Raw genomic sequence first — 13,402 nt, forward strand, 5'->3', positions numbered from 1 at the left:
TGGCATAAGGGTGGGATAACTATGGGGTAAGCGTACTATATATTTAAGATAAATGTCGGAAAAGGAGTTGACGGGATTACTGATTGCTGTCTGCCGCTCCGGAACGAATAACTGGCCTCTATTCCTTTGTTTTGAATGTAATTTGTTGAATTTTGCACCTGTGTTATAAATCAGCATATATGATTAAAAAAATCAAATCCGTAACGTGTTTACTGGTACTTTTAATGAGCTGCATGTCCATGGAGACAACCAAGGCTCCCTGCTTTATTTCCATTGAAAAGTTTATTTTAGTAAAAAGAGGACGTTATGAGCAGACAAAAGAATACATAAGTTTTTCGAATTCAGGCACGGCAATGGGTTTCATGGCTCCTGAAGAAGAATTTTATATCTGGATAGAAGAAACATCAACGAATATATCCTCATGCAACTGGTTTGTTGTTTTATCAGACTACAAGCAGATCGGAGATATTCGTTTGAAACCAGGCAAACACATGTATAAGATCACAGCGCCGCTGAACAGTTATATTCAATTAATTAAAGCGACTGAAGCTGTGGTGGGCGAAGTACGGATATATGGTTTACAGCTTCACCGGCCATACCTGCAAACCGAAACGATTCTTGCGGATCTGAAAAAGATTCAGTTTATAGGTAATTCCATTACCTGCGGCTACGGAAATATGGTATCTGTTCCGGCACCTCCGGATGGAAATCCACTCACCGGATTTCACCCCGCAAATGAAAATGCCTACATGTCTTATGCCATGCAGACAGCCCGCAAGCTGAACGCAGACCCGATGCTCGTATCGTATTCAGGAAAAGGTGTATACCGTAATTTTGACGGCGATACAAATGAGACGTTGCCCCAGATATACGACCGTATACATCTTCATGACAAGAACAGTTTGTTTTGGGATCATGCAAATCAGATTCCAGATATCATTGTCATTAATTTAGGCACAAATGATTATTTCGGCGAATCACAGAACCAACCATTGAATGATACTGTTTTTGTGCATAGATACATTGCTTTTGTAGATCGTTTGAGTACATATTATCCGAAGGCTCAGATTATTTGTGCAAATGGTTCTATGCTTAATGATGGCTGGCCGGAAGGTAAGAAATGCTGGACACGTATACAGGAAAATTTGAAAAAAGTACAGGAACACTTTCAAGCAAAGGGAAATACAAAGATCTATACGTTTTTCTTTACGCCGCAACAAGGGCCTTATGGAGAAGATTTTCACCCTTCTTTAGCAACGCATACAAAAATGGCAGAAGAACTTACTACCTTTATACAAACCGTAGTCAATAAATAACCGTGAAGAAAGAAATAAATTATGCCGTAGTAGGATTGATCATTGTATCGATCATCATTCAAATGTTTGGTCTGGGTAATTTTTATGTGTACAGAACGATGCTGGGCCTGTATTCATTGACTTGTCTGTATCTGCTCTGGGCGTTTTATGCTGAAGGTAAAAAGAAAAGCGGCAGCGGTGTATTGAATTCTTTTTCTCTCATTTTTACCGGTACACTCATTGCCATTCAGGTTATGTCTGTAACCGTTGATCTGTCAGGCGTGGAATACGTATTGCTTTCCGTAGCCTTTACAGGAATTTCGCTTTCCTTATTATTCATGAACGATCTGTTGAAAGACTGATTTAAGAAAAGGACACACTCGTGCTGAATAAAAAACACATTAAAGAAACGCTGGTTCTGGCTGGTCCGGTGGCATTCAGTCAATTGGGGCATATCTCCGTTGGCGTGGTTGATACACTTATGGCAGGGCAGATCGATAAAGAAGCGCTGGCCGCAGCAACAATTGCGCTTAGCGTATTCTTTCCGTTGTTTATGTTATACATCGGTTTCAGCTATGGATTTACACCGTTGATTTCGCAGGCAGACGGAGAGGGAGATGAGCTGAAAATTGCCCGTATCCTGAAACATGCATTGGTATTAAATCTTGTGATCGGATTTTTTCTCACCGGTTTGTTGTATCTGTGCATTTATGCGATTCCGTTTATGCATCAGCCGGCGCATATTGTACAGCCAGCCACGGAATTCTTTGCCATTATTGCCCTGTCCATGATTCCTGTAATTATTTTCCAGGTATTCAAACAATTCATTGAAGGGCTGGGCAATACCAAACAGGCAATGGTAGTAAGTATATTGGGCAACGTAGTAAATATTGTACTGATTGTTATACTGGTATATGGCTGGTATGGCCTGCCGAAACTGGGCCTGAACGGTATTGCTTATGCAACACTGATTGCGCGGATTTTTATGGCAGTAACAATGGTGCTGTTTTTTTTATTTACAAAAAACTATGCACACTACCGCAGCGCTTACAAACGCACAAAGCTTGAGTGGCACTATTTTGTTGACGTATTTAATAAAAGCTATCCGGTTGGTTTACAGATGTCGTTTGAATCCGGAGCATTCAGCCTGGCAGCCATCTTTGTAGGTACGTTCGGTACGGCGCAGATCTCCGCCCACCAGATTGCCTTAAACCTGGCTTCTGTTACCTATATGGTTGCTACGGGTATTGCAGCCGCGGCAACGGTACGGGTAGGGTATGAGTATGGGCGCAAAGAAAAGACCGAACTGCAGATCGCAGGGCGTACCGCTATCATTCTAGTTGTTGCATTGATGAGTACTACGGCTTTAATGTTTACCCTATTGCACCAGGTATTGCCTTCTTTTTACACGGAAGATATTGAAGTAATCGGCATAGCGGGCTCACTGCTGTGGATGGTTGCGTTTTTTCAATTGTCGGATGGCATTCAGGTGGTAAGCATGGGTTCGCTGCGCGGCATGGGCGATGTAGTTGTTCCTTCCAGCGTTGCGTTTATGGCTTACTGGGTATTGGGCTTGCCGCTGGGCGCATTTCTGGCTTTTGTATTGAAGTGGGAAGTATACGGGATCTGGGTTGGCTTAACGGTAGGTTTGGTGTTTGCGTCAATTGTGTTGCTGGTACGTTTTTTAAAGAAATCGAAACGTGTTGTATTTGAAGAAGATGCTAAAAGCGTAATGCTAAAGGCTTAACGCAACATGTACATAAAGCCTGATGCTCAAAGTTTAAAGCTGAACGCCTAAAGCGTAAGCATCGTATTTGTGCCATGGAGATGAGCTATCGGTAATAAAAAGTTGAAAATAAAATACGCAGTGCGCAAGCATAATTCATTCCACCGCGGCGGATCATAATTTATAATTTATAATTTCTATGTCATACAGATCATCATCCAGTTCTATTCCCGTTTTAATTGCAGTGAGTATTATATTGATTGGTTTATATTTTACACTGCACATGCTCAATATTCCCGCCGGCACTATGATTGACTGGGTTGTCGGGATTGTTGCTTTCTGGTGGCTCACCGGTATTACAACGCTGCCGTGGAATATGTATTTCACCGCAAAGGACTTGTTAGACGATGCGGAAATTTCTGAACGGAAAGGAATAGCCATTGATCAGGAAGATATCGCTTATGCAAAAAAGAAATCGAAATTATTTCTTCGTATTGCCCTTATATTGCATGTGGTATCAGCCACAGCCTTATACCTGCTGGCATTCTTTGGCGTAAGTTCTATCGGTTATTTTGCAGCGATACTGGCAGTGGTGTTAACATTTGTGCGCCCGTCTTACCGGTTGTACGATTACATCATTGCTCGGTTGCAGAATATGCAGCGTAAGATTCTTTACCCAAGAGAAGATGTATATGAGGTACGTGCAGAAATTACAAAACAGACTGAACGTATCAATGCGCTGGTAGCTTTATTGAATCTGGAAGAAGAAGATTCATGGGCTTCCAAAACAATCCGGGATCTGAAAAAAACAGGCGCACATACTAAAAAACTTGAACAGGAGTTAGAACAGTTAAGCATTGCAAATGAAAAAGCACACGCTGACCTTTCGAATAAAACACATCAGGAAATAGCGAAGCTTTCTGAAGATGCACAGTTCCTGAATCAGGCAAGAGAAGTGATCCGTTTCTTTAAAAATGCATAATCAGAAGTAACGTAATTTGAATCAATCACATACAATCATGAAAATTATACTGAATCTTATTAGCGTCTCTATTCTGTTATTGATAAGTCAAATAACATTTGGGCAAGCAGCCAGCACTGAACAAACAGAAGAATATGCGATTATAAGCGTAACTCAAGTTGGCAGTAAAAATTACATCAGCATTACAATTGGTTCTGTTTCTACAGAAGAAAAGGAATATGAAAAACAAAAAAATGCTAAGCAGTTCGATATGGCTCCAATCATAGCAGAAATGGAAAAATTAAATAAAATGGGATACAAATTATTTAATAGTTCAGCAGCAATGCTACCCATTGGACAATATGGCGGTGGTTATCCCTTCTATTGTTTTGTGTTTAAAAAGGAAAAGTAATTACATGCATCAGGAACCAACAACCAAAGAACAATCTGTTTTAAATTTCAGATAACAGAAAACAGGCATCCGGTTTTTATGTATACAGATATAGATTTCGGAATAAAGATTCTGTGTATTGCCTTGGGTTGGATAATTCAGTAGTAATAGCCAGAGAAAAACTTTAAGAACATTTGAATACAATTGCTATGAAATTTTATACATCTATCCCTTCACGTCTCAAGCCTTTTTATCAATCTGAATTGAACGCGTATGCTTTAGAAATGAAACGTGAAAATCTGCAAGCTGCCTGGAATCATCTGGAACGCGCACATATAATCGGACAGCGTTATCCGTATGCACATAGTTATGTACATTGGAAAATGTTACTGTTCGGGTTTAAAATAAAAAGTATAAAAGAGATTAGCGGACAAATACCCAGACTATTTGTTGGCGGTGTTAAATCATTTGTTGGGAAAGTGCCTGTTGGAAACCCGGGTGGTTCAAATGTTCCGCCGCTAAAACCTTTTCCGATTGAAAAAGAGTTGCTTGAAATATTTGAACAGGCAGGTGTGCAAGTTGCCTGAGTTATTTTCAAAAAATGTTAACGAAGCACAGATCATTAATTCTTATGGGCCTCTATCGGAGTAATCAATGATCTTTTATATAAATATACTATTGGGATATTGAATCTATATAAAGGAGTTTTATAAACACTGTATTTCATCAGATTTACCTATATGAAAAAACGTAGCTTATTTTATTGTGTATGCCTGTTATTGTTTATTACACACAATAATTGTGTTGCTCAGGAATTGCAAGCCGGATTTGATAAACAGGAATACATGGAGACATTGAAGATTAATTACAAGGTGCATATTGCGCTCGATAAATGGGCTGCAAATACCAGTGTAGCCGATCCACAGGATTTCGATTTTGTTTACCGCTCACCCGTTGTGGCTTTTGATAATATATGGGATCTCTGGAAACATAAAAATAAATCCGTTGCATTGATATCGGTACAAGGCAGTATTCAGACCGAAGCAAGTTTTCTGGCAAATCTGTATGCCGCTATGATTCCGGCCAAAGGCGAGCTGCAGCTGGATAAAGATTTTAAATTTACCTATCAGCTGGCCGATAATCCGCATGCAGCTGTGCATGTTGGCTGGTTTGTGGCAATGGCTTATTTATCAAAAACAGTTGTATCCAAAATAGATTCCTGTTATAACGCCGGTATCAAAGATTTTATATTAACAGGGCATAGTCAGGGTGGCGGAATTACATTTTTACTTAATTCCTATCTGGAAAATTTAAAAATGCAAGGCCGGCTTCCTGCAGATATCCGTTTTAAAACCTATTGCAGTGCTGGTCCTAAGCCAGGTAACTTATTTTATGCCTACGAATATGAACATATGACAGCAGGCGGCTGGGCATATAATGTTGTGAATACTGCAGACTGGGTTCCGGATGTTCCGTTTTCTGTACAGACAGTAACGGATTTTACCGCCGTTAATCCGTTTCACGGCGCAAAAAAAGCAATCAGAAAACAACGTTTCCCGGCAAACCTTGCCTTGAAACATATGTACAACAAAATGAGCAAGCCGAGTGAGCGGGCACAGAAAAATTATCAGAAGTATTTAGGCAGAATGGTTTCCAATGCGGTTAAAAAACAAATTCCGAATTTTAATGCCCCCGAATATTATAACAGTAATTATTATGTGCGAACAGGCAATACAATCGTTTTATTTCCGGATGAAGCGTATTATAAGATTTACAGCAATGATCCCGAAGATCCGAATATCTGGAGACATCATTTACCGGCACCTTATCTGATGCTTGCAGAAAAATTAAACTGAAATTTATTGTGTTGCTGTCAGCAATGCCGTATTTAGATATTCGTTAATAACTTTATAGATCGTATACTACATATGAAACGCGTAAAATTACTACTCTCAGCTCTTATACTTGTTGCAGCTCTTGCTGCATTTACGTTTCACCAGCAGCAGGATACTATTGATGTGATCTCGTATACGGTTGATCCCCAAAAAGACAACCTGCAATTTTACTGGAAAAATGATAACGGAGAAATTCTTAAAAGCATTAAAAAATTAAAAGCATATGTAGAAAGCAAAGGTTCTACCTTACTTTTTGCAACCAATGGCGGCATGTATAAAGAAGACCGCTCGCCGCTGGGTCTTTTTATTCAGAATGGAAAAACAGTAACTCCTTTAAACAAAGCCAAGGGGCAGGGTAATTTTTATATGCAACCCAACGGTGTATTTTATATTACAAATGATAATGAAGCAGTCATCTGTAAAACAGAAGATTTTATTAATAACGGAAATATAAAATTTGCGACACAATCCGGTCCCATGATTATTGTTAATAATCAGATTCATCCATCCTTTATCAAAGGCTCAAAAAACCTGAACATCCGGAATGGTGTTGGCATTCTGCCGAATAAAAAAATAATTTTTGCTATGTCAGAAAAGGAAGTTAATTTTTTTGATTTCGCTTTATACTTTCAAAACCTGGGCTGTGAAAATGCACTTTATCTGGATGGCTTTGTTTCAAGATCCTATTTACTGGAAAAGAAATGGCTGCAGACGGATGGCGAATTTGGTGTTATGATCGGTGTAACGGAGAAGAACGAAGTGAAATAAGGTATGCTGGCGGTGCAGGACACTCATAGAAGCCAATAATATCATTATCGCCTATGGCAATAAAAAACAGCCGTTTAATTTTAACAGTGTCATTTTTACATGCGGATATGTTATACAAATCTATTGGCAGCTTTTCTGCACGTGTTACATCTGAAGATGAATTAAAGCCGCATCATTTGCAGACTCCTGTAGATGCATGGCTTGGCGGTATGCTGGCAGGTTACTAATGTTTCTTGGTAGTGCTGGATTACCCTTAGGGGCTATGCTGTATTGATCGCTGCAATTATATATTTGGTGAAAAGAATATAAATTTAGAACCGTATTGAAATGGGTAATGTATTTAGAATAACAATTACAATTACGTTTATACTGGGAATTATACTTTCAAAAAGTCTCCCTATATCCGCATATATACTTTCAGATAAAGAGGTGGCTAGGCACCTGATGATTGAAGCTGTTGTTATCGGAGCAGCGCTTGTGTATGTTGGATTTGCATTATGGAAGTATATGTGCAAACGGATATGGGTAAAAATCCTGTTGATTTCCGGAATTTTGTTCTGGTCGCTGATTATCGGGTATTTGTTTACGGGCTTTATTGTACAGCCCATACTTTTATCTACCAGCTGGACAGCCGGTCTGCTGGCCGGAAACGATTCTAACATTGTATGGTATTGGCCATTTGGATTTTCAATAACGACCTGCTTTTTGTACATGCTTACCAAAGCAATTATCAAAATTATTCGTGGAGAAACATTTTTATTCTGAGAATATTTTGAAGATGGATAACGCAAATGTTTAAATACCTGTTGCTGATTCATATGTTGTAAGCATAACCGAATTAGGTGTAAGTGTTTAACAAAAAGATTCTCTATTTTAGTTTTATGCTTAAGAATGCATTCACCTGTTTTGTTTTAACCATTGCTTTTTATTCTACGCTAAAAAGCCAGGCACAGATCATAGATACTGTTGCTGTTTATGAAGACAAGGAAATTGAATTCCGTTTTTTAAATTTAAAACAATCTCCTGCCAGTGTTGATTCTATTCAGCCTGCCAGTCATCAGCCAGCATTTACGCTTGTTCCTGCTTTGAATACCTTGCCGGGTGTGCGCATGGAAGAACGGTCACCCGGAAGCTACCGCTTGTCTATCCGCGGCAGTTTGCTGCGCAGTCCGTTTGGTGTGCGGAATGTCAAAATCTACCTGAATGATTTTCCGTTAACAGATGCCGGGGGGAATACCTATTTAAATTCGTTAGATGCTTCCGGTATGAGCAGCATGGAAATATGGAAAGGACCTTACGGCAGTTTATATGGGGCAAATACAGGTGGTGTCGTTCGTGTCCGCACGTATGAACAACAGGAAAGCACTCAGGCAGCCGTTTCGCTTACCGGAGGTTCGTATGGGTTGTTTCATCAGACGCTGAGTGTTCAGCAGGTATGGAAAAAACAATTTCTTAAAATCAGCCAGGCCTTTCAGCGATCCGATGGATATAGGGAACAAAGCACGTTACAGCGCCAGTTTTATCAGGCATCGTATCATGCAGATTACCATAAAGGGATGCGCTTCAAAGCGCTGGGTTTTTATTCCGATCTGAATTATCAGACACCCGGCGGACTGACACTGGAAGAGTTGAACGACAATCCACGCGCTGCACGTCCCGCAGCCGGAGTGATACCCGGGGCAGTAGAACAGCACGCGCAGATATACAATAAAATGCTTTATACAGGCATCGGGCATGAAGCAGCTTTAGGTAATCATTTCCGTCACGTGGTATCTGTTTTTGCAAGTCACACAAACTTTCAGAATCCTGCCATTTCAAACTATGAAATCCGGAAAGAAATGACGTATGGACTGCGCACGTATGTGGAAGCTTCCGGGAAACAAACGTATAAGCTGCTCTGGAACTGGAACATTGGTGCAGAGTGGCAAAAAACACAATCTGCTATATCAAACTACAGAAATAACGCTGGCACAAAAGATACACTGCTTGCGGAAAATGATGTACAGGCACGGCAGTATTTTTTGTTTACACAATTTTCTGCCACACTATTCAACCGGCTGATTGTTGAAGCAGGTTTAAGTTTAAATAACTATATCTATAACTACCGGTCTGTAAGCCGCCGCGAAGATTGGGTACATCAGCCGTTTGAGATCCAGTTGATGCCGCGTGTCGCATGTTCCTATAAGCTACGTCAGCAGCTGCTGTGGCGGGCTTCTGTAAGTAAAGGCTATTCACCGCCGACCATTGCAGAGATCCGGCCGAATGATAACACCATTCATACAGATCTGCAGGCCGAGTATGGCTGGAATTATGAAACAGGATTGCGCTTTCAGAACAACCGTCTGCGGGCAGATGTTGCTGTGTTTTATTATGCGTTGAAGCAAGCCATTGTTAGCCGCATAAATGCCGGCAACAATCAATATTTTGTGAATGCAGGCGGTACCAGCCAGCCTGGTCTGGAAACGCAACTTTCCTATGCTGTACTGCAGCAGCAATCAGGTTTGGTGCGATTACTTGAATTGAAAAACAGCATTACCTGTTATGTGTTTTCATTTGATCAATACAAAAACGGCAGCATAGATTATTCCGGAAACAGGCTTACAGGTGTGCCGCGTACGGTAGTTGTGAGCAGTATGTTTGTGCGTTTTGCCAAAGGAATGCATTTCTATCTTCAATATAATTATACAGGAAAAATCCCATTGAATGATGCCAATACAATGTATGCAGCAAATTATCATTTGGTGCAATCAAAAATCGGTGTTGATCTTACGGTAAAAAGAACCGTGCTGGAAATATTTCTGGGTGCTGATAACCTGTTAAATCAGCGGTATAGTCTGGGTAATGATCTGAATGCCTTTTCAGGCAGGTATTACAACGCTGCCGCAGCCCGCAATTTTTACGGCGGAACTAAAATTGTTTTTTAGCAGTATTCAGAACAAAACCCGTATTTTTGTAAACTAATACTGTCCTTATTCACAGCGTATTTATATCTGCAATAGAATTGTCTACTACGATCAATCCATATTTTACGAGTTTTAACGTTTCTATTGACGCGTATACGCTACCCGAGCGTTTTACCTATCCGTTCCAGTATGTTCCGCATCCGCTGAGTTTACTCGCAGCAAAACAATTGCAGGAATATCTGGATACGCAAACCGTTTGGTCGCATAATTTTGGTTTGAATAAAGCCGAAGACCATACAACGGTTATCGGAAAAATGTTTGGTGTGCTGGTTGTTGAAACAGCACAAAAAGAAATCGGTTTTTTATCTGCTTTTTCAGGAAAGCTGGCTAGCGGAAATCAGCATGCAGCGTTTGTGCCCCCGGTGTTTGATCTGCTTGCACCGACCGGTTTTTTGAATGGCGGCATGCAGCAGCTGAGTAAGATGAATACTGTTATTGAAGCCCTCGAACAAACGTTGGAACAGGAATACGTGATGCAGTTACAACAGTTAAAGGTGCAGCGTAAAGCATTTTCCATTGAACTGCAGAATAAAATATTTGATCAGTATTTTTTTCTGAATCAGGCGGGAGAAGAAAAAAGTTTGCGTGCCATTTTCAAAACGCGTTCAGATAATAATCCACCAAGCGGAGCAGGTGAGTGTGCAGCTCCAAAACTGCTGCAATATGCTTTTCAACATCAAATGAAACCATTGGCTCTGGCAGAATTCTGGTGGGGACTTTCGCCCAAATCCGACCATTGGAAACATGGCCATTTTTATCCCTGCTGCCATGAAAAATGCAAACCTATTTTGGAACACATGCTGGCAGGAATGCTGCTGGATGAAAACCGTACGGAGTAACCCTTGCGGTTACCCTGGGTAGTTGGATAATACCTTTGCGTTATCGTACCATTCCGTATAACGAAAAACCAGAATGATGTAACAGATTCATTCGTGTACTTTTTAATTTTAACAGGAAGGATTAAAATTATCGAGCATATGAATACAATCAAAATCAGTGCATTTTCCGGCAGTCTGCGTAAAGAATCCTATACAACAAAACTGATTCATGCCTTACAAAAATCAGCTCCTGAATCTATATCCGTAATGCGTATAGATATCGGAAATCTTCCCCTTATTAATGAAGACCTTGAAGCAGATCTCCCGCAGGCAGTAAAAGACTTGCATAATAGTATTAAAGAATCTGACGCATTTATATTTGCTACACCGGAGTATAACAGATCGTATTCTCCCGTTATTAAAAATGCCATAGACTGGGGTTCCAGGCCGCAGGGTAATAATCTATGGAATGAAAAGCCTGCAGCAGTAATTGGGTGTTCTCCCTATAGTCTTGGTGGCTTTGGTGCTGTAAATCATTTACGTCAGGTAATGATGTATGTAAATCTGGCACCGATGCAGCAGCCTGAATTTTATCTCAGCAATGCAGCAGATGTACTTCAGCAAAACGGAGATGTGAACGATGAAGAAACTAAAAAACACATTTATGAGTTTTGGTCTGCATTTGAATTCTGGATTAAAAAAATAAAATACGCACATGCGGAAAGCTAAAATAATACATATATGAAAACTCAGATTACAACCAGAGATTTAGTGCTTGAATTTATTCATGCGCTGAATACAGAAAATTTTCCGGCTGCAAAAAAACGGCTGAATGAAAATTTTACATTCAACGGACCGATGGGTCATCGGGAAGGTTCAGAGCGTTATATGAACGACATGGAAAAGATGAAATTTAAATATGTTGTACATAAAATGTTTGAAGAAGGTAACGATGTATGCCTGATCTATGATATTAACATGAATGGCAAAACAATTGCAGCATCGGGATTGTATCACCTTGAAAAGGGAGAAATCACTTCACTGCATGTTTACTTCGATCCGCGTCCATTATTTGAAGAGTGATTGTTTATTTTTTTAATGAATAAACTTTTATTTTGAACAGAAGTATGTGCCGGAGAATTTTTATCCTCATTTATTCCTTGTTCCATTTTTTACCTTACCTTTAAATAAAAAACAGCTTATATTTAAAGGTATGACAGATGAACAGACAGCTGTAAAAGCAACATACTTTAGCATTATTGGAAATACAAGCCTGGCCATTATTAAATGGCTGGCAGGATTTTTTGGTAATTCGCATGCATTGATCGCAGATGCAATTGAATCAACATCCGATATTTTTGCATCCATGCTTATTTTATTCGGTATTAAATTTTCTCACAAACCTGCAGACAATAAACATCCATATGGACACGGACGTATTGAGCCGCTGATCACCTTTTTGGTTGTTGGTTTTTTGATCAGTTCATCTGTAATCATCGCTTACCAAAGCATTATTAATATTCAGACACCCCATGAATTGCCGGAGGCGTGGACACTTATTGTTCTGGCAGGAATTATCATCTGGAAAGAAATATCCTATCAGATTGTTATCAAAAAAAGTAAACAAGTAAACAGTTCTTCATTGAAAGCAGATGCGTGGCACCACCGAAGCGATGCCATTACATCAGTAGCCGCATTCACAGGTATTTCAACGGCATTGTTGTTGGGCAAAGGCTATGAAGCCGCAGATGATTGGGCAGCATTATTTGCCGCATTGTTTATACTATACAACAGTTACCTGATTTTCAGGCCAGCCCTGGGGGAAATTATGGACGAGCAATCGTATGACGATCTCATCATCCAGATCCGTGAAGAAGCGCTAAAAGTACCGGGCATATTGAGTACAGAAAAATGTTATGTACGCAAAGCCGGAATGCAATACCATGTAGACCTTCATGCTGTTATAGATGGTAATATCAGCGTGAAAGAAGGACATGCGATTTCACATCTGTTAAAAGATACGCTGAAAGAAGCATTGCCACAGTTAGGAAATATTTTAATTCATATTGAACCGGCTGAATAAAAAAGACTATGTTTAAAAAGCTGTCGTTTTTTATAATCACTTCAATAGCTGTTTTTATACTGACAAAAGCAACGATGGAGGTTGAATCGCCTTCGGACGGTAAAGATACGTATGGTTATCCGTTACGGTTTTATACAGCAACAGAAGTTGATTATATACTTGTTTCAGCGGCGGGTCTTGGTTTGGTGTATATATAAACGGCTCTTTTAAAAATGATACAGTGGAAAAAAATCGCAGGCATGTTTTTTATTGGTCTATCTATACTGATAACAGTGATGTGCGGCATGCAGCTTTTTTTATTGGTAAAAAAGGTGTGTATAGCAGGTTTCAATGCTGAAGCCTATGCCTATGATGTATCCTATATTACAGGATATTTTACGGCATTGCTTGTGCAAGTCCTGTTTGGTGTTTTTCTCTTCAGAACCGGCAGGAGATGGATCCAAGTAAATAAGGCTGAAAATAACCCGCAGGAGGAAATGCAGGATGAAGAATAAAACAAAAA

At 39.9% G+C, this 13,402-nt stretch carries 16 protein-coding genes; all 16 read left to right on the forward strand.

Features of this window, described 5'->3' with window-relative positions; all coding sequences use genetic code 11:
- Positions 1-179 precede the first annotated feature (179 nt).
- The 16 genes from CHU_RS03555 (at position 180) to CHU_RS03630 (ending at position 13,394) form a co-directional block, all read left to right on the forward strand.
- Positions 180-1,316 carry an SGNH/GDSL hydrolase family protein gene (locus tag CHU_RS03555; protein ID WP_238379338.1) on the forward strand — a complete coding sequence of 379 codons (1,137 nt, stop codon included), beginning with the start codon at positions 180-182 and terminating at the stop codon, positions 1,314-1,316.
- A 2-nt stretch (positions 1,317-1,318) separates the two neighbouring features.
- Complete coding sequence (locus CHU_RS03560; protein WP_011584125.1) at positions 1,319-1,657, forward strand: hypothetical protein; 339 nt, start codon at positions 1,319-1,321, stop codon at positions 1,655-1,657.
- Positions 1,658-1,677: 20 nt separating this feature from the next.
- The gene (locus CHU_RS03565) at positions 1,678-3,042 is read left to right on the forward strand and encodes an MATE family efflux transporter (RefSeq protein ID WP_011584126.1); all 1,365 of its coding nucleotides are present in this window, start codon (positions 1,678-1,680) and stop codon (positions 3,040-3,042) included.
- Positions 3,043-3,220: 178 nt separating this feature from the next.
- Positions 3,221-4,003, forward strand: a complete 783-nt coding sequence (locus tag CHU_RS03570; RefSeq protein ID WP_011584127.1) for a hypothetical protein — start codon at positions 3,221-3,223, stop codon at positions 4,001-4,003.
- A gap of 37 nt (positions 4,004-4,040) precedes the next feature.
- Positions 4,041-4,394, forward strand: coding sequence for a hypothetical protein (locus CHU_RS03575; RefSeq protein WP_011584128.1), 354 nt, complete (start codon positions 4,041-4,043; stop codon positions 4,392-4,394).
- Positions 4,395-4,582: 188 nt separating this feature from the next.
- A complete protein-coding gene (locus CHU_RS03580) occupies positions 4,583-4,960 on the forward strand; it encodes a DUF3703 domain-containing protein (protein WP_011584130.1) in 378 nt (125 codons plus the stop codon).
- 153 nt (positions 4,961-5,113) lie between these two features.
- Positions 5,114-6,229, forward strand: coding sequence for a lipase family protein (locus CHU_RS03585; protein WP_011584131.1), 1,116 nt, complete (start codon positions 5,114-5,116; stop codon positions 6,227-6,229).
- A gap of 72 nt (positions 6,230-6,301) precedes the next feature.
- Positions 6,302-7,036 (forward strand): phosphodiester glycosidase family protein, encoded by a 735-nt coding sequence (locus CHU_RS03590; protein WP_011584132.1) that lies wholly within the window; start codon positions 6,302-6,304, stop codon positions 7,034-7,036.
- Positions 7,037-7,465: 429 nt separating this feature from the next.
- Positions 7,466-7,801: a hypothetical protein gene (locus tag CHU_RS03595; RefSeq protein ID WP_143143970.1), complete on the forward strand. Its 336-nt coding sequence runs from the start codon at positions 7,466-7,468 to the stop codon at positions 7,799-7,801.
- A 116-nt stretch (positions 7,802-7,917) separates the two neighbouring features.
- Positions 7,918-9,960: a TonB-dependent receptor gene (locus CHU_RS03600; protein ID WP_011584136.1), complete on the forward strand. Its 2,043-nt coding sequence runs from the start codon at positions 7,918-7,920 to the stop codon at positions 9,958-9,960.
- 77 nt (positions 9,961-10,037) lie between these two features.
- On the forward strand, positions 10,038-10,838 hold the full coding sequence (locus tag CHU_RS03605) for a hypothetical protein (protein WP_011584137.1): 801 nt from the start codon (positions 10,038-10,040) through the stop codon (positions 10,836-10,838).
- A gap of 138 nt (positions 10,839-10,976) precedes the next feature.
- Positions 10,977-11,546 (forward strand): NADPH-dependent FMN reductase, encoded by a 570-nt coding sequence (locus CHU_RS03610; protein WP_011584138.1) that lies wholly within the window; start codon positions 10,977-10,979, stop codon positions 11,544-11,546.
- 12 nt (positions 11,547-11,558) lie between these two features.
- Entirely contained in the window at positions 11,559-11,900 is a 342-nt protein-coding gene (locus CHU_RS03615; RefSeq protein ID WP_011584139.1) for a nuclear transport factor 2 family protein, read from the forward strand.
- Positions 11,901-12,030: 130 nt separating this feature from the next.
- Positions 12,031-12,900, forward strand: a complete 870-nt coding sequence (locus tag CHU_RS03620) for a cation diffusion facilitator family transporter (RefSeq protein WP_041932566.1) — start codon at positions 12,031-12,033, stop codon at positions 12,898-12,900.
- A gap of 8 nt (positions 12,901-12,908) precedes the next feature.
- Complete coding sequence (locus CHU_RS03625) at positions 12,909-13,097, forward strand: hypothetical protein (RefSeq protein WP_011584141.1); 189 nt, start codon at positions 12,909-12,911, stop codon at positions 13,095-13,097.
- Between the two features lie 15 nt (positions 13,098-13,112).
- Positions 13,113-13,394 carry a hypothetical protein gene (locus CHU_RS03630; protein ID WP_011584142.1) on the forward strand — a complete coding sequence of 94 codons (282 nt, stop codon included), beginning with the start codon at positions 13,113-13,115 and terminating at the stop codon, positions 13,392-13,394.
- The last annotated feature ends 8 nt before the right edge of the window (positions 13,395-13,402 follow it).

The sequence above is a fragment of the Cytophaga hutchinsonii ATCC 33406 genome, from assembly GCF_000014145.1.
GTDB lineage: Bacteria > Bacteroidota > Bacteroidia > Cytophagales > Cytophagaceae > Cytophaga > Cytophaga hutchinsonii.

What these genes read in the sequence shown, in the direction of transcription:
- CHU_RS03555 (WP_238379338.1), top strand. Translation starts at nt 180, where the DNA reads ATGATTAAAAAAATCAAATCCGTAACGTGTTTACTGGTACTTTTAATG.
- CHU_RS03630 (WP_011584142.1), top strand. Translation starts at nt 13,113, where the DNA reads ATGATACAGTGGAAAAAAATCGCAGGCATGTTTTTTATTGGTCTATCT.
- CHU_RS03600 (WP_011584136.1), top strand. Translation starts at nt 7,918, where the DNA reads ATGCTTAAGAATGCATTCACCTGTTTTGTTTTAACCATTGCTTTTTAT.
- CHU_RS03570 (WP_011584127.1), top strand. Translation starts at nt 3,221, where the DNA reads ATGTCATACAGATCATCATCCAGTTCTATTCCCGTTTTAATTGCAGTG.
- CHU_RS03585 (WP_011584131.1), top strand. Translation starts at nt 5,114, where the DNA reads ATGAAAAAACGTAGCTTATTTTATTGTGTATGCCTGTTATTGTTTATT.
- CHU_RS03615 (WP_011584139.1), top strand. Translation starts at nt 11,559, where the DNA reads ATGAAAACTCAGATTACAACCAGAGATTTAGTGCTTGAATTTATTCAT.
- CHU_RS03590 (WP_011584132.1), top strand. Translation starts at nt 6,302, where the DNA reads ATGAAACGCGTAAAATTACTACTCTCAGCTCTTATACTTGTTGCAGCT.
- CHU_RS03575 (WP_011584128.1), top strand. Translation starts at nt 4,041, where the DNA reads ATGAAAATTATACTGAATCTTATTAGCGTCTCTATTCTGTTATTGATA.
- CHU_RS03580 (WP_011584130.1), top strand. Translation starts at nt 4,583, where the DNA reads ATGAAATTTTATACATCTATCCCTTCACGTCTCAAGCCTTTTTATCAA.
- CHU_RS03620 (WP_041932566.1), top strand. Translation starts at nt 12,031, where the DNA reads ATGACAGATGAACAGACAGCTGTAAAAGCAACATACTTTAGCATTATT.
- CHU_RS03610 (WP_011584138.1), top strand. Translation starts at nt 10,977, where the DNA reads ATGAATACAATCAAAATCAGTGCATTTTCCGGCAGTCTGCGTAAAGAA.
- CHU_RS03625 (WP_011584141.1), top strand. Translation starts at nt 12,909, where the DNA reads ATGTTTAAAAAGCTGTCGTTTTTTATAATCACTTCAATAGCTGTTTTT.